At 61.2% G+C, this 18,928-nt stretch carries 12 protein-coding genes and 1 tRNA gene; 11 read left to right on the top strand and 2 right to left on the bottom strand.

What is annotated here, in order from left to right:
- Nucleotides 1-134: 134 nt before the first annotated feature.
- The 10 genes from lgt (at nucleotide 135) to recD (ending at nucleotide 15,767) form a co-directional block, all read left to right on the top strand.
- On the top strand, nucleotides 135-1,007 hold the full coding sequence (lgt, locus tag ACTJJ6_RS22720; protein ID WP_049300392.1) for a prolipoprotein diacylglyceryl transferase: 873 nt from the start codon (nucleotides 135-137) through the stop codon (nucleotides 1,005-1,007).
- 7 nt (nucleotides 1,008-1,014) lie between these two features.
- A complete protein-coding gene (gene thyA, locus ACTJJ6_RS22715) occupies nucleotides 1,015-1,809 on the top strand; it encodes a thymidylate synthase (RefSeq protein ID WP_016929918.1) in 795 nt (264 codons plus the stop codon).
- 174 nt (nucleotides 1,810-1,983) lie between these two features.
- Nucleotides 1,984-2,487 carry a prepilin peptidase-dependent protein gene (locus tag ACTJJ6_RS22710; RefSeq protein WP_033639503.1) on the top strand — a complete coding sequence of 168 codons (504 nt, stop codon included), beginning with the start codon at nucleotides 1,984-1,986 and terminating at the stop codon, nucleotides 2,485-2,487.
- Nucleotides 2,481-3,059, top strand: a complete 579-nt coding sequence (locus ACTJJ6_RS22705) for a prepilin peptidase-dependent protein (RefSeq protein ID WP_049300393.1) — start codon at nucleotides 2,481-2,483, stop codon at nucleotides 3,057-3,059. Before ACTJJ6_RS22710 ends, ACTJJ6_RS22705 begins: the two co-directional genes overlap by 7 nt.
- Nucleotides 3,056-3,502, top strand: coding sequence for a YgdB family protein (locus ACTJJ6_RS22700; protein ID WP_176062718.1), 447 nt, complete (start codon nucleotides 3,056-3,058; stop codon nucleotides 3,500-3,502). Before ACTJJ6_RS22705 ends, ACTJJ6_RS22700 begins: the two co-directional genes overlap by 4 nt.
- Nucleotides 3,492-3,848, top strand: a complete 357-nt coding sequence (locus tag ACTJJ6_RS22695) for a prepilin-type N-terminal cleavage/methylation domain-containing protein (RefSeq protein WP_033639507.1) — start codon at nucleotides 3,492-3,494, stop codon at nucleotides 3,846-3,848. The genes ACTJJ6_RS22700 and ACTJJ6_RS22695 overlap by 11 nt, the downstream gene beginning before the upstream one ends.
- Before the next feature lie 31 nt (nucleotides 3,849-3,879).
- Complete coding sequence (gene recC, locus ACTJJ6_RS22690) at nucleotides 3,880-7,251, top strand: exodeoxyribonuclease V subunit gamma (RefSeq protein ID WP_164053623.1); 3,372 nt, start codon at nucleotides 3,880-3,882, stop codon at nucleotides 7,249-7,251.
- A 232-nt stretch (nucleotides 7,252-7,483) separates the two neighbouring features.
- Complete coding sequence (ptrA, locus tag ACTJJ6_RS22685) at nucleotides 7,484-10,372, top strand: pitrilysin (RefSeq protein ID WP_049300402.1); 2,889 nt, start codon at nucleotides 7,484-7,486, stop codon at nucleotides 10,370-10,372.
- The gene (gene recB, locus ACTJJ6_RS22680) at nucleotides 10,369-13,920 is read left to right on the top strand and encodes an exodeoxyribonuclease V subunit beta (protein ID WP_049300396.1); all 3,552 of its coding nucleotides are present in this window, start codon (nucleotides 10,369-10,371) and stop codon (nucleotides 13,918-13,920) included. The genes ptrA and recB overlap by 4 nt, the downstream gene beginning before the upstream one ends.
- A complete protein-coding gene (gene recD, locus ACTJJ6_RS22675) occupies nucleotides 13,917-15,767 on the top strand; it encodes an exodeoxyribonuclease V subunit alpha (RefSeq protein ID WP_206194916.1) in 1,851 nt (616 codons plus the stop codon). The genes recB and recD overlap by 4 nt, the downstream gene beginning before the upstream one ends.
- Nucleotides 15,768-15,805: 38 nt before the next feature.
- On the opposite strand, the gene argA is transcribed toward recD, so the two are convergent.
- Nucleotides 15,806-17,131 carry an amino-acid N-acetyltransferase gene (gene argA, locus ACTJJ6_RS22670; protein ID WP_004931881.1) on the bottom strand — a complete coding sequence of 442 codons (1,326 nt, stop codon included), beginning with the start codon at nucleotides 17,129-17,131 and terminating at the stop codon, nucleotides 15,806-15,808.
- 239 nt (nucleotides 17,132-17,370) lie between these two features.
- Between argA and amiC the strand changes: the two genes are divergently transcribed.
- Entirely contained in the window at nucleotides 17,371-18,624 is a 1,254-nt protein-coding gene (amiC, locus tag ACTJJ6_RS22665) for an N-acetylmuramoyl-L-alanine amidase AmiC (protein ID WP_004931882.1), read from the top strand.
- 90 nt (nucleotides 18,625-18,714) lie between these two features.
- Here amiC and ACTJJ6_RS22660 read toward each other — a convergent pair.
- Nucleotides 18,715-18,791, bottom strand: a tRNA-Met gene (locus tag ACTJJ6_RS22660).
- Nucleotides 18,792-18,928 lie beyond the last annotated feature (137 nt).

The raw sequence follows: 18,928 nt of genomic DNA, 5'->3' as shown, positions 1-18,928 counted from the left end.
CGCGGCGCATGCTCGTCGCCTTGCAGACCGCAGCGGCCAATGCCGCCGTTTGCAAGGCGCGGGATAATTTCCGTCGCCGCTTGGCACCTGCCGCCCCCGCATGGGGAAAAATAACAGACATGTTGTGGTGATAGATGAGCAATAGCTATCTGGCGTTTCCTAAATTTGATCCGGTCATTTTCTCCATTGGCCCGGTTTCTCTGCATTGGTACGGCCTGATGTACCTGGTCGGCTTCGTTTTTGCCATGTGGCTGGCGGTGCGTCGCGCCAACAAGCCGGGCAGCGGCTGGACCAAAGACGAAGTGGAAAACCTGCTCTACGCCGGCTTCCTGGGCGTATTCGTCGGCGGCCGCGTCGGCTATGTGCTGTTCTACAACCTGCCGCTGTTCCTGGATAACCCGCTCTATCTGTTCAAGGTCTGGGATGGCGGCATGTCGTTCCACGGCGGCTTGATGGGGGTGATTCTGGTGATGTTCTGGTTCGCTCGCCGCACCAAACGCACCTTCTTCCAGGTTTCCGATTTTATCGCGCCATTGATCCCATTCGGCCTGGGCGCCGGCCGCCTCGGCAACTTTATCAACGGCGAACTGTGGGGCCGCGTGACCACCGATACCCCTTGGGCGATGTTGTTCCCAAGTTCGCGCAGCGAAGACGTGGCCCTCGCCACCGCCGATCCCTCTCTGCTGCCGTTGCTGAATCAGTACGGCGTACTGCCGCGCCACCCGTCGCAGCTGTATGAACTGCTGCTGGAAGGCGTGGTGCTGTTTATCATTCTGAACCTGTTTATTCGCAAACCGCGGCCGATGGGTGCCGTATCAGGCCTGTTCCTGATCGGGTATGGCGCATTCCGCATCATCGTTGAAGCGTTCCGCCAGCCGGATGCCCAGCTCGGCCTGTTCGACGGCGTGATCAGCATGGGGCAGATCCTGTCCATCCCGATGGTGGTGGCCGGTATTATTATGATGATTTGGGCGTACCGTCGTCGCCCACAGCAACAACTGTCGTGAGGAACAAATGAAACAGTATCTGGATTTGATGAATAAGGTGCTCGCCGAGGGCACCCCTAAAGCCGACCGTACCGGCACTGGCACATTGTCGATTTTCGGCCACCAGATGCGTTTCAACTTGCAGGAAGGTTTCCCGTTGGTGACCACCAAGAAATGTCATCTGCGTTCGATCATTCATGAGCTGTTATGGTTCCTGAACGGTGATACCAACATCGCCTACCTGCGTGACAACAAGGTCACCATTTGGGACGAGTGGGCCGATGAAAACGGCGATCTCGGCCCGGTGTACGGCAAACAGTGGCGCGCCTGGGGCGCAGCGGACGGCCGTCAGATCGATCAGCTGAGCAACGTGCTCCAACAGCTGAAGCAAGATCCGGATTCGCGTCGCATCATTGTTTCCGCCTGGAACGTCGGCGAGCTGGATCAGATGGCGTTGGCGCCGTGCCACGCGTTCTTCCAGTTCTACGTGGCGGACGGCAAGCTCTCTTGCCAGCTGTACCAGCGTTCCTGCGACGTTTTCCTCGGCCTGCCGTTCAACATCGCCAGCTACGCGCTGTTGGTGCACATGATGGCGCAGCAGTGCGATCTGGAAGTGGGCGACTTCGTCTGGACCGGCGGCGATACCCACCTGTACAGCAACCACATGGAACAGACTCAGCTGCAGCTGACGCGTGAACCGCGTCCGTTGCCGAAACTGGTGATCAAACGCAAACCGGCTTCACTGTTCGATTACCGTTTCGAAGACTTCGAGATCGAAGGTTACGATCCGCACCCGGCCATCAAGGCGCCGGTCGCGATCTGACCTTAACCGCATCACACCAGGGGCGCAGCGATTGCGCCCCTTTTTTTATCCGCATTGCGTACCGCACCGCATTTTTTTGTCGCCGTCTGCCATCGTAGAGAAAACATTGCGCAGCTTGCCGCAGCGCTTGCGCATGCGGCTTTACCGCGTTGTTACGGCCCTTACACTGGCGGCATGAACGACAATACTCTCTCGAACATCGATGATCGCCAACGGGGCATGACGCTGATTGAGCTAATGGCGGCGATCCTGATCGCCGCCATGCTCACCGGCTGGGGCGTCGGGCAATGGCGCTATCATCAGCAAGCGCTGCGGCTGGAACACACGGCCCAACAACTGCTGGCGTTTTTGCTGCGATTACAGGCGGACGCCAACTGGCGTAACCGCACGGCGCTGCTGTGGTTCAAGAATGGCACGCCCTGGTGCCTGGGCGGCGGTGTGCCACCGACGGATTGCGTTTCCGCCGAAGGCTCCGTTTTCTTGCCGCCTTATCGCGACGTTGTGCTGAGTGGCTACTCCGGCAAAGAGATTGGGTTTTATGGTTTGCGCAATACTGCGCAGGCGGGGCACATCCTTCTCAGCAACGACGCAGGCAGCCTGCGGCTGGTGCTGTCCGCCCGTGGGCGGCTGCGTTTGTGCAGCGAAGGGCTCCGGATAAGGGGGATCGCGCCATGCTGACTGTCGAACGCGGTTTTACCTTGCCGGAGGTGATGTTGGCGCTGGTGTTCGGCAGCGTGATCGCGCTCGGCGCGGCGAAAACTTACCCGGTGTTACGCCAGCAGAACGTGGCCGTCGGTCAGCACTTTCGGCTGGAGTCAACGCTGCGACAGTTGGCGTTCGGCATTGAGAAAGATCTGCGCCGCGCCGGTTTTTGCGCCGGGCAATGCGCCGGCCGGCCGCTGCTGATAGGCCAGGCATCGGGGGAAACGGCTGGCAGCTGCGTTATCGTTGCCTACGACATTGCTCGCAGCGGGCAATGGCTCACTTCGGGTGAGGATGCAGGCTATTTCGGTTATCGACTACGTAATGGCGGCTTGGAAGGGCAGCGCGGCGTGAGCCAATGCGAGGGCGGTGGCTGGGAGCGGCTACTCGATCATGACGAAGTGCGCATTGAGCGGTTTCATGTGGCGATAGAGCGGGGCGATCACGGCGCGGCATTGGCTCGCCTGACGCTGACGGGGCGCTCCGCCAGCGATACGCGTATCAGGCGCAGCCTGAGCGGGAGCGTCGAAATGGCGGCGCTGCCATGAAGCGGCGAACCCAGCGAGGTGGTAGCACCCTGGCGGCGGTGATGTTGCTGCTGGCGCTGGGGCTGATGTTGCTCAATGCTCAACAGCGGCAATTGGATAACGCGCTGTTACTGGCCGCCGATCAGCAGCGTTACCTTCAGGCTTACAATCAGGCCGCTTCGGCGCTGAGTTGGGGCATGAGCCAGCGTTGGCCGCGCGCCGAGCTGAGTGCAGCGGCCTGGCTATGCAGGCAGCGCGTGGAACTGACGGCTTGCGCTCGGCTGTCAGCCAGAGCGGGAGTGGTGACGGTTCGCGGCCTTGGTGAGATGCGCGGCGGTGAACCGGTATGGCTGTATCAATGGGGCACCTTTAACGGCGCGGAGGCTGCTGGCAAGTTGCAAGCACAGCCGGGCGGTCGGCTGGATTTTTGTCCCGAGAAAAGGTTGGCCGACTGTGACGGCTAACGCTCGGGCAGCGTGGATATCCCGCAACGGCTTCAGTCTGCCGGAAGTGTTGGTGGCGGCCTTGCTGTTCTCGGTGTCGCTGCTTGGCTTGTTACAGTATCATCAGGTGCTGTTGCAGTCGTTCCAGCGCCAGTGGCACTACCGGCAAGCCTGGGGGCTGGCGCACCAGCAGTTGGAGGCGTTCGCCGTTATCGGCCGGCTCGAGGCTGAACCGCTACCGGAAGGGTGGCGGCGCGAGACGGCACTTGACGATGCGGGGAGCGATTGTCGCCGATTGACGGTCAGGATCCAAACGCCGCAGCGGCAGTGGGCAACGCTGAGCCGCTGGTATTGCGCCCGTTTTTGATCCGTATGTCTTTTGTTTTAAAGGAGTCTTCATGTTCACTGTTTATCATTCCAATCAGCTGGATTTGTTGAAAACGCTGACCAGCGCGCTGATAGCCAGAGATCCGTTGACCGATCCTTTTCAACAGGAGGTGGTGCTGGTGCAAAGCCCCGGCATGGCGCAATGGCTGCAGATGCAGCTGGCGGAACAGTTCGGTATCGCAGCCAATGTCGCGTTTCCGCTGCCGGCGACCTTCATTTGGGACATGTTCACCCGGGTGTTGCCGGATATTCCGAAAGAGAGCGCCTTCAGCAAGGATGCCATGACCTGGAAGCTGATGTGGTTGTTGCCGGAGATGCTGACTCAGCCGGCATTTGCGCCACTGCAGCACTATCTCACCGATGACGGCGACAAGCGCAAAATCCACCAATTGGCCGGCCGGGTTGCCGACCTGTTCGACCAGTATTTGGTTTATCGCCCGCAGTGGCTGGAGAGCTGGCAGCGCGGCGAGCGCATCGACGGTCTGCCCGAGGCTCAGCAGTGGCAGGCGCCGCTCTGGGCGCGGCTGGTGGAGTACACGCGCGAATTGGGGCAGCCGGAATGGCACCGCGCCAATCTGTACAGCCGCTTTATCCACGCGCTCGAGCAGGCAACAGCGTGCCCGCCCGGTTTGCCGCCGCGGGTGTTTATCTGCGGCATCTCGGCGTTGCCGCCGGTCTATCTGGAAGCGTTGCAGGCGCTGGGGCGGCATATCGACATCCACCTGATGTTCACCAACCCTTGTCGCTACTATTGGGGCGACATTCAGGATTATGCTTTCCTGGCCCGCTTGCAGAGCCGCAAGCGTCGTCATTACCACCAGGCTCGCGAGCAAGGGCTGTTTCGCGAGCCGGCCGACGCGGCGCGCCTGTTTGACGCCGAAGGGCAGCAGCAACTCAGCAACCCGCTGCTGGCCTCTTGGGGCAAGCTGGGGCGCGATCACCTCTATTTGCTGTCGCAGATGGAAGGGGCGCAAGAGGTCGACGCCTTTGTCGATATCCCGGCGGATACCATGCTGCACGCCGTTCAGCGCGACATGCTGGAGTTGGAAGATCATGCGGTGATCGGTATTACCGCGGAAACGCTGGAAAGCAGCTTCAGCAAACGCCCGCTTGATGAGAACGACCGCTCCCTCAGCCTGCACGCCTGCCACAGCCCGCAGCGGGAAGTGGAGGTGCTGCACGATCAACTGCTGACCATGCTGGCGCAGGATCCCGCGTTGACGCCGCGCGATATCATCGTGATGGTGGCGGATATCGACAGCTACACGCCTTATATTCAGGCGGTGTTCGGCAATGCCCCCGCCGAGCGCTACCTGCCGTTCGCCATTTCTGACCGCAAAGCGCGGCAGGCGCATCCGGCGCTGCAGGCGTTCATTTCACTGCTCGATCTGCCGCAAAGCCGCTTTACCTCGGAACAGGTGCTGGCGCTGCTGGAGGTGCCTGCCCTGGCCGCCCGTTTCGCCATTGGCGAAGAGGGGCTGCGTCTGTTGCGCCACTGGGTCGGTGAATCCGGCGTGCGCTGGGGCCTGGACGACGATAACGTGCGCGAACTGGATCTGCCCGCCACCGGCCAGCATACCTGGCGCTTCGGTATTACGCGCATGCTGCTCGGCTACGCGATGGACAGCAATGCCGGCGATTGGCAGGGCATTTTACCTTACGACGAATCGAGCGGGTTGGTCGCCGAACTGGCGGGGCAGTTGGCAGACCTGCTGGCGCAGCTCAGCCACTGGCGGCAAATTTTGAGCGAAGCGCGCCCGCTCGAGGCGTGGCTACCGCTGTGCCGGCAACTGCTGGATGCCTTCTTCGAAGCGGAGAGCGACACCGAAGTGGTGCTGGCATTGATCGAGCAGCAGTGGCAGCAGGCCATCAATTTTGGCCTGGCGGCGCGCTATCCCGATGAGGTGCCGTTGACCATTCTGCGCGACGATCTGGCGGCGCGCCTCGATCAGGAGCGCATCAGCCAGCGCTTCCTTGCCGGGCAAATCAACTTCTGCACGCTGATGCCGATGCGCTCCATTCCGTTCAAGGTGGTGTGCCTGCTGGGCATGAACGACGGCGTGTATCCGCGCACGCTGCCACCGCTGGGTTTCGATCTGATGGCGCAGCAGGTCAAACGCGGCGACCGCAGCCGGCGCGATGACGACCGCTATCTGTTCCTGGAAGCGATTTTGTCCGCGCAACAGCGGCTGTATATCAGTTTCATCGGCCGTTCCATCCAGGACAACAGCCCGCGCTACCCTTCGGTGCTGGTCACCGAGCTGCTGGAGTACCTGGAACAAAGCTATTGCCTGCCGGGAGATGAAGAACTCAGCGCAGACGACAGTGCTCGGCGGGTTGGTGAGCATTTGCTTAAGTGGCACGCGCGCATGCCGTTCGCCGCCGAGAATTTCTTGCCGGGCTCGGAGGAGCAAAGTTATGCCGCCGAGTGGCTGCCTGCCGCCGATGGTCGCGGTGCGGCGCACCCGGCCTTCAACCAACCGCTGCCCGCCGAAGCGCTGCAGCAAATATCGTTGGATGAGCTGCTGCGGTTTTATCGCCATCCTATCCGCGCCTTCTTCCAGCTGCGGCTGGGCGTCAGTTTTATCCTGGAAGAGACTGAGCTGCCGGACGAAGAGCCCTTCACGCTGGATAACCTCAGCCGCTACCAGTTCAACAGCCAACTGCTGAATACCCTGATCGACGGCGACGATCCCGAACGTTTGTTCCAACGGGTGCGTGCCGCCGGCGGCTTGCCCTATGGCGCCTTCGGCGAGATCTATTGGCAAAAGCAGCAGGAAGAGATGAGCGAACTGGCCGAGCAGGTGCGTGCGGAACGCGCAGAGAGCCATAGCCTGGAGCTGGATATCGATATCGCCGGCGTACGTCTCAGCGGCTGGCTGCATCAGGTGCAGGATGACGGCCTGTTGCGCTGGCGGCCCGCCACGTTGTCGGCGGTGGACGGCATATTGCTGTGGCTGGAGCACCTGGTGTACTGCTGCGCCGGCGGCACCGGCGAGAGCCGCATCTACGGTCGCAAGAACTCCGCCTGGCGCTTTGCCGCGCTGGCGCCTGAAGAGGCGCAGGCGCAGCTGGCGGAACTGCTGGCGGGCTATCAGAGCGGTTTGTGTCAGCCGCTGCTGTTGCTGAACAAGAGCGGCTGGGCGTGGCTGAGTCAGTGCTATCAGCCGGAAACGCAGCAAATCGACTGGGAGGAAGAAGCGCAAATTAAGGCACGGGCCAAATTGCTGCAGGCTTGGCAGGGCGATCAGCGCATACCCGGAGAAGGGGAAGATCCCTACGTGCAGCGAGTGTTCCGCCAATTGGATAATGAATACTTAGCGCAAATACTGGCCGAAACAGAGCGTTATCTGCTGCCGATGGCGCGACATAACCTGGGGTAACAATCCCCCGGTGGTGCTGTACGGCGGGAGGTGGTAAAAATAACGAAGGTTATATTCAACCATTGGGGTGATTCCCGGTCTTACATAACGTACAGGCATATACCCGCCGTGTTTCGGATCGCCACATTGGCGAAGATCCCGGCGAGTACAGATTTGGTTATGTGGTTTTGATGCACGTCGCCAACGTCAGGGAGTGGGCGTAGCGACGTCAGAATAGGGGTTTATTTTGGATATGCGCAGACAGTTGGTCCGTATCACCGGGCTGGTACTATTGGCTATGTGTTGGGCACCGTTGAGTTGGGCCGCGCAAGGATGGCAACCGCTGACGGAGAAGATCAACAAGAGCGAACACGATCCGCGTCAGTATGAAGCGATCAAGTTGGCTAATGGCATGACGGTGTTGCTGGTGTCTGATGCCCAGGCGCCGAAATCGCTGGCGGCGCTGGCATTGCCGGTTGGATCGCTCGAAGATCCGAACAGCCAACTGGGATTGGCGCACTATCTGGAACATATGGTGCTGATGGGCTCCAAACGCTATCCAGAGCCGGAAAACCTGTCCGAATTCCTGAAAAAGCACGGCGGCAGCCACAACGCCAGCACGGCCTCTTATCGCACCGCCTTCTATCTGGAAGTGGAAAATGACGCGCTGGAGCCGGCGGTCGACCGCATGGCCGACGCTATTGCCGAGCCGCTGCTGGATCCGGGCAATGCCGATCGCGAGCGCAATGCGGTGAACGCCGAGTTGACGATGGCGCGTTCGCGCGACGGCATGCGCATGGCGCAGGTCGGCGCGGAAACCCTTAACCCGGCGCACCCGAGCGCGCGCTTCTCCGGCGGCAATCTCGATACGTTGAAAGACAAGCCGGACAGCAAGTTGCACGATGAACTGACCGGCTTCTATAAGCGCTACTATTCCGCCAATCTGATGATGGGCGTTTTGTACGGCAATCAGCCGCTGCCGCAGCTGGCTGACATTGCGGCGAAAACCTTTGGCCGCGTGCCGAATCATGACGCCAGCGTGCCGCCGATCACCGTGCCGGCCGTGACGCCGGAACAGCAGGGCATCATCATTCACTATGTGCCGGCGCAGCCGCGCAAGCAGCTGAAGGTCGAGTTCCGCATCGATAACAACAGCGCCGCGTTTCGCAGCAAAACCGATACCTACATCAGCTACCTGATCGGCAACCGCAGCAAAAACACCTTGTCTGACTGGTTGCAGAAGCAGGGGCTGGCGGACGCCATCAATGCCGGCGCCGATCCGATGGTGGATCGCAACGGCGGCGTCTTCGCTATCAGCGTCTCGCTGACCGACAAAGGCCTGGCCCAGCGCGACCAAGTCGTCGCCGCCATTTTCAACTACCTGAAAATGCTGCGCAGCGAAGGCATCAAGCAGAGCTACTTCGATGAAATCTCGCATGTTCTGAACCTGGACTTCCGTTATCCGTCGATCACGCGCGACATGGACTATATCGAATGGCTGGTGGACACCATGCTGCGCGTTCCGGTTGAGCATGCGCTGGACGCGCCTTATCTGGCCGACCGTTATGATCCTAAGGCGATCGCCGAACGCCTGGACGCCATGACGCCGCAAAACGCGCGCATCTGGTTCGTCAGCCCGGATGAACCGCACAATAAGACGGCCTATTTCGTCAACGCGCCTTACCAGGTCGACAAAATCACGCCGCAGCGCTTTACGCAGTGGCAGCAGTTGGAGAGCGGCATTTCCCTGTCGCTGCCGGCGCTCAACCCGTACATCCCGGATGACTTTACCCTGACCAAGCCATCGCACGAGTTCAAAAAACCGGAAAGGGTGGTGGATAAACCCGGCCTGCGCGTGCTGTACATGCCGAGTCGTTACTTCGCCGACGAGCCGAAGGCCGACGTCACCGTCGCTTTCCGCAACGCCAAAACCATGGATTCCGCGCGCAATCAGGTGCTGTTCTCGCTGACGGATTATCTGGCCGGCCTCGCGCTGGATCAGTTGAGCTATCAGGCGTCGGTCGGCGGGTTGAGCTTCTCGACCTCGCCGAACAACGGTCTGATGTTTAACGCCAACGGCTTCACCCAGCGTTTGCCGCAGTTGCTGACGGCGCTGATCGAGGGTTATTCCAGCTTCACGCCGACGGAAGATCAGTTGGCGCAAGCCAAATCCTGGTATCTGGAGCAGTTGGACGCCGCCGAGAAGGGCAAGGCGTTTGAGCTGGCCATTCAGCCGGTGCAGATGGTTTCCCGCGTGCCGTATTCCGAACGCAGCGAGCGCCGCGAGGTGCTGAAGACGTTAACGCTGAAAGACGTGCTGGCCTATCGCGACAGCCTGCTGGCCGAGGCCACGCCGGAGCTGTTGGTAGTGGGCAACATGAGCAAGCAGCAGGTCGACACGTTGGCGTCGACGTTAAAACATCGTCTGGGCTGTACCGGTAGCGAATGGTGGCACGGCGAAGACGTGGTGGTGGACAAGAATCATCTGGCCAACCTGCAACAGGTGGGCAGCAGCACTGACTCGGCGCTGGCGGCGGTTTATGTGCCGACCGGCTACGACGAAGTGACTGGCATGGCCTACAGTTCGCTGCTGGGGCAGATTATTCAGCCGTGGTTTTACAGCCAGCTGCGCACGCAGGAGCAATTGGGGTACGCGGTCTTCGCCTTCCCGATGTCGGTAGGGCGCCAGTGGGGCGTGGGCTTCCTGTTGCAGAGCAACAGCAAACAGCCGGCCTACCTGTACCAGCGCTATCAGGATTTCTACCCGAAAACCGAGAAACGCCTGCGCGACATGAGCGAGGCGGACTTTGAACAGTACAAACAGGCGCTGATCAATGAGCTGAAACAGCGGCCGCAAACCCTGAGCGAGGAGGCCAGCCGGTTCGCCAACGATTTCGATCGCGGCAACTTCGCCTTTGATACTCGTCAGAAGCTGATCGCGCAGGTGCAACAGCTGACGCCGGCCAAACTGGCGGATTATTTCCACCAGGCGGTGATCCAGCCACAGGGGCTGGCGGTGCTGTCGCAGGTCAGCGGCAGCGGGCAAGACAAGGCGGATTACGCGGCGCCTAAGGACTGGAGCACCTATCCGAACGCGTCGGCATTGCAGCAGATTTTGCCGCGTAAAGTGGCGACGCCATGACGGAAATTGCCCCGCAGAGGTTGGAGCCTCTGTCGCTGCCGCTGTTCGGCGAACGCCTGATAGAAGCGTCGGCGGGCACCGGCAAAACTTTTACCATCGGCGCGCTGTACCTGCGTTTGCTGCTGGGGTTGGGCGGTGAAGCAGCGTTTCCCCGCCCGCTGACGGTCGAAGAAATCCTGGTGGTGACCTTTACCGAGGCCGCCACCGAGGAGCTGCGTGGGCGTATCCGCGACAATATTCACGGATTACGCATCGCCTGCGTGCGCGGTGTCAGCGCCAACCCGCTGTTTTCGGCGCTGATGGCTGAAATTGACGATTTGACCGACGCCGCCTCGCAGCTGCTGGCGGCGGAGCGGCAGATGGACGAAGCGGCGATCTACACCATTCACGGCTTTTGCCAACGAATGCTGACGCACAACGCCTTCGAGTCCGGCATGCTGTTTGAACAAACGCTGGTGCAGGACGAGCTGCCGCTGCGGCGGCAGGCCTGCGCCGATTTCTGGCGTCGCCACTGCTATCCGTTGCCGCTGGGCGTGGCGCGTGCGGTCAGCCAGGAGTGGAGCGGCCCGGAAGCGTTGCTGGCCGATCTCTCCGGCTATCTGCACGGTGAAGCGCCGGCGCTGCGTCGGCCGCCGAAGGATGAAGAAACCGTCCTGATGCGCCACGAGCAGATCGTCGCGCGCATCGACGCCATCAAGGCGCAATGGCGGGCGGAGGCGGGCGATCTGGAAGCGTTGATCGCTCAGTCCGGCGTCGATAAGCGCAGCTACAGCAGTAAACACCTGCCGAACTGGCTGAACAAGGTCGGCGAATGGAGCGGGCAGGAGACTCAGGACTACCAGTTGCCGAAGGAACTGGATAAATTTCGCCAGTCGGTGCTGCTGGAGAAGACCAAGAAAGGTGAGCCGCCGCGGCATACGCTGTTCACGGCGATAGATGAGTTGTTCGCTGAACCCTTGACGCTGCGCGACCTGATCATGGCGCGTGCGCTCAGCGAGATCCGCACCTCCATTCAGCAGGAAAAGCGCCAGCGCGCCGAACTGGGATTTGATGACCTGCTCAGCCGGCTGGACGGCGCCCTGCAAAGCGGCGGCGGCGAACAGCTGGCGCAGGCGATCCGCCAGCGATACCCGGTGGCGATGATCGATGAATTCCAGGATACCGATCCGCAGCAATACCGTATTTTCCAAAAACTTTACGTCGGCCGGCCTGATTGCGGCCTGCTGTTGATCGGCGATCCCAAGCAGGCGATTTACGCCTTTCGCGGCGCCGACATCTTTACCTACATGCGCGCGCGTTCAGAGGTGAGCGCCCACTATACGCTGGAGACCAACTGGCGCTCGTCGCCGTCGATGGTCGCCAGCGTCAATCACCTGTTTTCTCAGGTAGAAAAGCCTTTCCTGTTCGGCCAAATCCCCTTTATTGAAGTTAACGCGGCGGAAAAGAACCAAGGGCTGGCGTTTGAATTGCACGGCAAGCCGCAGCCAGCGATGCAGTTCTGGCTGCAGCAGGGAGAAGGCGCGGGTGTAAGTGATTACCAACAGCTGATGGCGCGCCTGTGCGCCACGCAAATTCGCGACTGGCTCAGCGCCGGGCAGCAGGGCCAGGCGCGGCTGCAGAGCGGCAAGGCGTCACGGCCGGTACAAGCCTCCGATATCACGGTGCTGGTGCGCAGCCGCAATGAGGCGGCGTTGGTGCGCGATGCGCTGAGCGCGCTGTCTATTCCGTCGGTCTACCTGTCCAACCGCGACAGCGTGTTTGACACCCCGGAGGCCAAAGACATGCTGTGGTTACTGCAGGCGGTGTTGGCGCCGGAGCAGGAGCGCACGCTGCGCAGCGCCATGGCCACCGGGCTGATGGGGTTGGACGCGCCGACGCTGGACGGCCTGAGCCGCGATGAGCGCGCCTGGGACGCGCTGGTTAACGAGTTCGACAATTACCGCACGCTCTGGCTGCGCCGCGGCGTGTTGCCGATGCTGAGCGAGGTGATGAAAGCGCGCCAGCTGGCGGAGAACCTGTTGGCCAGCGTCGGCGGCGAGCGTCGCTTGACCGACGTGCTGCATCTGGGGGAACTGTTGCAAGAGGCGGCGGCGCAGCTCGACAGCGAGCATGCGCTGGTGCGCTGGTTGGCGCAGCAGATCGCCCAGCCCAATCGTCAGTCCGATAATCAGCAGCTGCGGCTGGAGAGCGACCGGCATCTGGTGCAGGTGATCACGATCCACAAATCCAAGGGGCTGGAGTTCGATCTGGTGTGGTTGCCATTCATCGGCAACTTCCGCCAGCAGCAACAGGCGCTGTATCACGATCGCCACAGTTTCCAGGCGTTGCTGGATCTCGACGCCAATGAAGAGAGCCAGGCTTGGGCGGAGGAGGAGCGGTTGGCGGAAGATCTGCGTCTGCTGTACGTGGCGCTGACCCGCTCGGTGTACCACTGCAGCATCGGCATCGCGCCGTTGTTCCAGGGCACGCGCAAGAAACAGGGCGATACCGATCTGCACCGCAGCGCATTGGGTTATCTGGTGCAGGGCGGGCAGGCCGGCGACGCCGTGTATCTGCAGGAACGTCTGCAGCAATTGGCGGGCGGGGGTATCGCACTGTCGCTGGTTGAACCGCCGGACGAAGAACCCTGGCAACCCCAGGCGGCACTGGCCGAAGCGCTGGCGGCGAAAAGCTTTACCCGGCGGATCCAGGATTTTTGGCGGGTGACCAGCTATACCGGTTTGCAACAGCACGGCGCGAGCCTGATGCAGGATCTGCTGCCGCGTCTGGATGTCGACGCGGCGGGCGAGCGGAGTGAGGAGAGTGAGCCAGCGCTCACACCGCATACCTTCCCGCGCGGCGCGGCGCCCGGCACCTTCTTGCACAGCCTGTTCGAAACGCTGGACTTCACCCAGCCGTTGGATGAACAGTGGCTGCTGGCACAGCTGCAACAGCAAGGATTTGCCGAACACTGGCAGCCGATTTTGCTGGCGTGGATGCAGGTATTGCTCAACACGCCGCTCGCCGACAGCGGCGTGACGCTGGCGGCGCTAACGCCGCAGCACAAGCAGGCCGAGCTGCAGTTCTATTTGCCGATCAACCGGCTGTTGCAGGCGAAGGAGCTCGATGCCCTGGTGAAGCGTTACGATCCGCTTTCCGCCCGCTGTCCGGCGCTGGATTTCCATCAGGTGCAAGGCATGCTGAAAGGCTTTATCGACCTGGTGTTCTGTTGGCAGGGCAAATACTACCTGCTGGACTACAAGTCCAACTGGTTGGGAGAAGACAGCAGCGCCTATACCCGGCCGGCGATGGAGCAGGCGATGGCGGAGCATCGTTACGATCTGCAATATCAGCTGTATACGCTGGCGCTGCACCGTTATCTGCGTCATCGGCTGCCGGATTACGATTACCGGCGCCATTTCGGCGGGGTGATTTATCTGTTCCTGCGCGGCGTGGATGCGGCGCACCCGGGCAACGGCATTTTCACCTGTCTTCCCGAGTTTGAGCTGGTGGCGGGGATGGATCGTTTGTTCAGCGGCGAGGCTGCTGCGACGGAGGATGGATCATGATCGCACTGCTGGAGCAGGCGGTGGCGCTTGGCGTGTTGCGCCCGCTGGACGTGCAGTTCGCCCGCGTGGTGGCGAACGAAGACGAGCCCGATATTTTGCTGGCCGCCGCCTGCCTGAGCGCAGAGGCGGGGGCCGGTCACGTCTGCCTGATGCTGGAGCAGCTGCAGGCGGATACGCTGTTTGAAGGGCGCCAACCGGCGCTGGCGCTGGCGGTGTGGGAGGCGGCCGGGCGGCCGGATGGCGTGCGTTGGCAGCAGCGCCTGGCGGCCAGCGCGGCGGTCGGGGACGGCAGCGAGGCTACGCCGCTGGTGCTGCGCGGGCCGCGCTTGTATCTGCAGCGCATGTGGCAAAACGAAGGTGAAGTGGCGGCGTTTATCGGCGGCGAAGGCGACTCGCTGGCGGTGCCGGAGGCTGAACTGCGCACTATTCTTGACCGTTTGTTCGGCTCGGCGAGCGATGAACCCGATTGGCAGAAGATCGCCGCCGCGGTGGCCGCTACGCGGCGCATTGCGGTCATTTCCGGCGGGCCGGGCACCGGTAAAACCACCACCGTCGCCAAGCTGTTGGCGGCGCTGGTGCAGTTGGATGAAAGCGCGCGCTTGCGCATTCAGCTGGCGGCGCCGACTGGGAAGGCGGCGGCGCGCCTGACGGAGTCGCTTGGCAGCGCCAGCCGTCAGCTGGCGTTGACCCCGGCGCAGCAGGCGCTGTTCCCGACGGAGGCGGCGACGTTGCACCGCCTGTTGGGGGCGCAACCGAACAGTCAGCGCATGCGCTATCACCGCGGCAACCGGCTGCATTTGGATGTGCTGGTGGTGGATGAGGCCTCGATGGTCGATCTGCCGATGATGGCGCGCCTGATTGCTGCGTTGCCCGATCGGGCCCGGGTGATTTTCCTTGGCGACCGCGATCAGCTGGCCTCGGTGGAGGCCGGCGCGGTGCTGGGGGATATTTGCCGTTTTGCCGAGCAGGGATACAGCGATGCGCGCGCTGCAGAGCTGAGCCGCCTGACCGGCTGTTCGATCGAAGGACAGCTGGCCGTTGCGGAAGCGGCGGTGCGCGACAGCCTGTGCCTGCTGCGCAAGAGCTATCGCTTCGACGCCCGTTCCGGCATCGGTCAACTGGCGTTGGCGGTCAACGCCGGAGCGGGGGATCACTCGCTGGCGGCACTAAACGGCAGTTTCGGCGATGTCATGGGTTATGCGTTGGCGACGAGCGAAGAGTATCAGACGCTGTTGGATGCCTGCGTGGCGGGCTATCGCGACTATTTGCGGCTGACCGCCGAAGGCGCAGACGCGGCGGCGGTGCTGGCGGCCTTTGGCCGCTTCCAGGTGCTGTGCGCGCTGCGTGAAGGGCCGTTTGGCGTCGCCGGCCTGAACGAGCGCATTGAGATCGGGTTGCAGCGCGCCGGTCTGATCGACCGTAAACCGGGCGTGCTCGGCCGTTGGTATCGGGGGCGGCCGGTGATGATCGGCCGCAACGACAGCGCGCTGGGGCTATTCAATGGGGATATCGGCATTACGCTGCCGGATGAGCGCGGCGAGCTGCGCGTGCATTTCCAATTGCCGGATGGAAGCATCAAGTCGGTGCAGCCGAGCCGTTTGCCGGCGCATGAAACCGCCTATGCCATGACGGTGCACAAATCTCAGGGATCGGAATTTGACCATACGGTTCTGGTGTTGCCGAATCACTTCCTGCCGGTGCTGACGCGTGAATTGGTCTATACCGCGATCACTCGCGCGCGTAAGCAGCTCTCGCTGTATGCCACGGAGGCGGTGTTGCTGCGGGCCATTCGCACGCCGACCCAGCGCCGCAGCGGATTGGCTGAACGATTACAGGCAACGGAATAAACGATGAAGGGGCGCGGCAACGGCCGCGCCCACTGGGATTACAGATCCGCCAGCAGAATTTTGGAGCGGCGCTGGTAGTTGTACAACGCCTGTTTCTGCATCGGCAGCACGTCGACCTCCGCCGGGGTAAAGCCACGTTCCTGGAACCAGTGGATGCTGCGGGTGGTCAGCACGAACAGCTTCTTCAGCCCCATCTGTCGCGCCTGGTTTTCTACCCGCTGCAGCAGCATCTCGCCGCGCGAAGAGCTGCGGTAATCGGGATGTACCGCCACGCAGGCCATCTCACCGATTTTTTCCTCCAGGAACGGGTACAGCGCCGCACAGGCGATGGTCAGGTTATCGCGTTCGATGATGGTGAATTTGTCGATCTCCATCTCCAGCTGTTCACGCGAACGGCGCACCAGAATGCCCTGCTGCTCGAGCGGCCGGATCAGCTCCAGGATGCCGCCGATGTCGTTGATTGTCGCCCGGCGCACCTGTTCGGCGCTCTCCATTACGATTTGGGTGCCGATGCCGTCGCGCGAGAACAGTTCCTGCACCAGCGCACCGTCTTCCTGGTAGCTGATCAGGTGGCTGCGGCGCACGCCGCTGCGGCAGCCTTTCACCGCGCCGCGCAGGAAACGCACGGTGCCGGAATGGTAATCGCCGCCTTCCTCCAGCTCTTCAAGGCGCTTTTGCGCGTCGTTGGGGAACAGCTCGGAAAGGATGTTGCCTTCCGCGTCGGTCACGCCCTGCGAGGAGCAGAAACCGATCATTTTTTCCGCCTTCAGCTTGATCGCCAACTGGGTGGCCACTTCTTCCGAGGTCAGGTTGAAGCTCTCGCCGGTGACCGAAACCGCGACCGGGCCAATCAGCACGATGGCGTTGCTGTCGAGCTGGCGGTGGATCGCTTCTTCATCGATGCGGCGAATGCGGCCGCTGTGGCAGTAGTCGATGCCGTCATCCACGCCCAGCGGCTGCGCGATGATGAAGTTGCCGCTGACCACGTTAATGTGCGCGCCTTGCAGTGGCGTGTTGTTGAGGCTCATCGACAGCCGAGCGGTGATGTCGAGCTGCAGCAGGCCGGCGGCCTGCTTGACCAGCTCGAGCGTATGGGCGTCGGTCACGCGAGTGTGTTTGTGGTAGATCGGCTCATAGTTGTGCTGCGCCAGATTGGCGTCGATCTGCGGCCGTGCGCCGTAAACCACCACCAGGCGAATACCCAGGCTATGCAGTAGCCCGATATCGTTGACGATGTTGGAGAAATTCTCGTGTTCGATGGCTTCCCCGCCGAGCATGATGACGAACGTCTTGCCGCGGTGGGCATTGATATAGGGGACTGAGTGACGGAATCCTTGCACCAGCTCTGTACTACGTTCCTTCACGGCCAAACCTCTTTGCATATTTATACGATATTTTTGTATTTTTATTCTTTTATTGCGCCGATGGCAAGTGGGAAATCGTCATGAAGCGTGCGCTAAGGGCGCTAAATCGTTAATAAATTGAAAAACCATAAAAAGATTTTCTGATGACAGGGCTGGAATGATTGGTTAAAGTTTTCGGCATCCCCATTTCATTGGTGTTTTTTTCATCTGTTGTAAACAGCTATTACTGCCGGAGCCGCATGCCAAACGCTAATCACAATCTGGGCCGCCGTCGTTTATTACAGGGCGTTGCCGCCAGCTGGTTGCTGAGTGTGAGTCGTACGGGCTTCGCCGCATCATCGCACGTGATCGCCGTGCGCGTCTGGCCATCCTCCACCTATACCCGCGTCACGCTGGAATCCAACGTCGAACTGAAATACAAGCAGTTCGCCCTGACCAATCCCGATCGCGTGGTGGTGGACATCGAAGGTGTTCACCTCAACAGCGTGCTGAAAGGCATCGCCGGGCAGGTGCGCGCCGACGATCCTTATCTCAAGCAGGCGCGCGTCGGCCAGTTTGATCAGAATACCGTGCGGCTGGTGCTGGAGCTCAAACAAAGCGTCAGCCCGCATATTTTCACGCTGGCGCCGGTGCCGGAGTATCGCAACCGTCTGGTGATGGATCTCTATCCGACGAAGGGCGGCAGCGGGGGTGAGGAGTATGATCCGCTACTGGCGTTACTGGAAGATTACAACAAGGGCGATCTGGAGCGCACGCTGCCGCCGGAAGCGCCGCAGGCCGGCAAAGCGGGGCGCGATCGGCCGATCGTCATCATGCTGGATCCCGGCCACGGCGGCGAAGATCCCGGCGCTATCGGCAAGTACAAGACGCGCGAGAAAGACATCGTGCTGCAGATTGCCCGCAAGCTGAGCGCCATGATCAAGCGCGAGCCAAACATGAAAGTGTTCATGACGCGCAATGAAGATGTGTTTATTCCGCTCAAGGTGCGCGTCGCCAAGGCGCGCAAGCAGCGCGCCGATCTGTTCGTTTCGATTCACGCCGACGCCTTCACCAGCCGCGCCGCGCGCGGTTCATCGGTGTTCGCATTGTCCACCAAGGGCGCCACCAGCTCGGCGGCCAAGTTCCTGGCGCAGACACAGAACGCGTCGGACCAAATCGGCGGTGTCAGCAAGAGTGGCGACCGTTATCTCGATCACACCATGTTCGATCTGATCCAAACCGCGACCATCAACGACAGCCTGAAGTTTGGCAAGGAAGTGTTGAATCGGATGGGAAAAATCAACCGGTTGCACAAGAATCGTGTCGATCAGGCCGGTTTTGCGGTGTTGAAGGCGCCGGATATCCCGTCGATCCTGGTGGAAACGGCGTTTATCAGCAACATTGAAGAGGAGCGTAAGCTGCGCACCAGCCACTTCCAGCAGCAGGTGGCGGAATCGATTCTGGCGGGCATCAAGGCTTATTTCGCCAACGGCGGCGCGCTGGCGAGCCGATAAAAGCAGGGCCGGGCGCGAGTCCGGCTATTTTTGCGGATTGCAGATACAAAAAAACACCCGGAAGGGTGCTTATCTGTTGTCATCAAGAGTTGGTTGCGGAGGCCGGATTTGAACCGACGACCTTCGGGTTATGAGCCCGACGAGCTACCAGGCTGCTCCACCCCGCGTCCGTCTTGATGCTGTATTACGACGAAACCACCGTTCATGTTATGCCGCTGGTACGACATTCGGTTGGTTGCGGGGGCCGGATTTGAACCGACGACCTTCGGGTTATGAGCCCGACGAGCTACCAGGCTGCTCCACC

Source organism: Serratia sp. 22278 (assembly GCF_052045405.1).
Taxonomy (GTDB): Bacteria; Pseudomonadota; Gammaproteobacteria; order Enterobacterales; family Enterobacteriaceae; genus Serratia; species Serratia marcescens.
Note: the sequence above shows the minus strand (reverse complement) of the source record. Positions and strands in the feature narration are given on the sequence as shown.

Bases quoted from the DNA above. Each gene is read 5' to 3' on its own strand.
- lgt (WP_049300392.1), top strand. From the start codon at position 135: ATGAGCAATAGCTATCTGGCGTTTCCTAAATTTGATCCGGTCATTTTC.
- thyA (WP_016929918.1), top strand. From the start codon at position 1,015: ATGAAACAGTATCTGGATTTGATGAATAAGGTGCTCGCCGAGGGCACC.
- ACTJJ6_RS22710 (WP_033639503.1), top strand. From the start codon at position 1,984: ATGAACGACAATACTCTCTCGAACATCGATGATCGCCAACGGGGCATG.
- ACTJJ6_RS22705 (WP_049300393.1), top strand. From the start codon at position 2,481: ATGCTGACTGTCGAACGCGGTTTTACCTTGCCGGAGGTGATGTTGGCG.
- ACTJJ6_RS22700 (WP_176062718.1), top strand. From the start codon at position 3,056: ATGAAGCGGCGAACCCAGCGAGGTGGTAGCACCCTGGCGGCGGTGATG.
- recC (WP_164053623.1), top strand. From the start codon at position 3,880: ATGTTCACTGTTTATCATTCCAATCAGCTGGATTTGTTGAAAACGCTG.
- ptrA (WP_049300402.1), top strand. From the start codon at position 7,484: ATGCGCAGACAGTTGGTCCGTATCACCGGGCTGGTACTATTGGCTATG.
- recB (WP_049300396.1), top strand. From the start codon at position 10,369: ATGACGGAAATTGCCCCGCAGAGGTTGGAGCCTCTGTCGCTGCCGCTG.
- recD (WP_206194916.1), top strand. From the start codon at position 13,917: ATGATCGCACTGCTGGAGCAGGCGGTGGCGCTTGGCGTGTTGCGCCCG.
- amiC (WP_004931882.1), top strand. From the start codon at position 17,371: ATGCCAAACGCTAATCACAATCTGGGCCGCCGTCGTTTATTACAGGGC.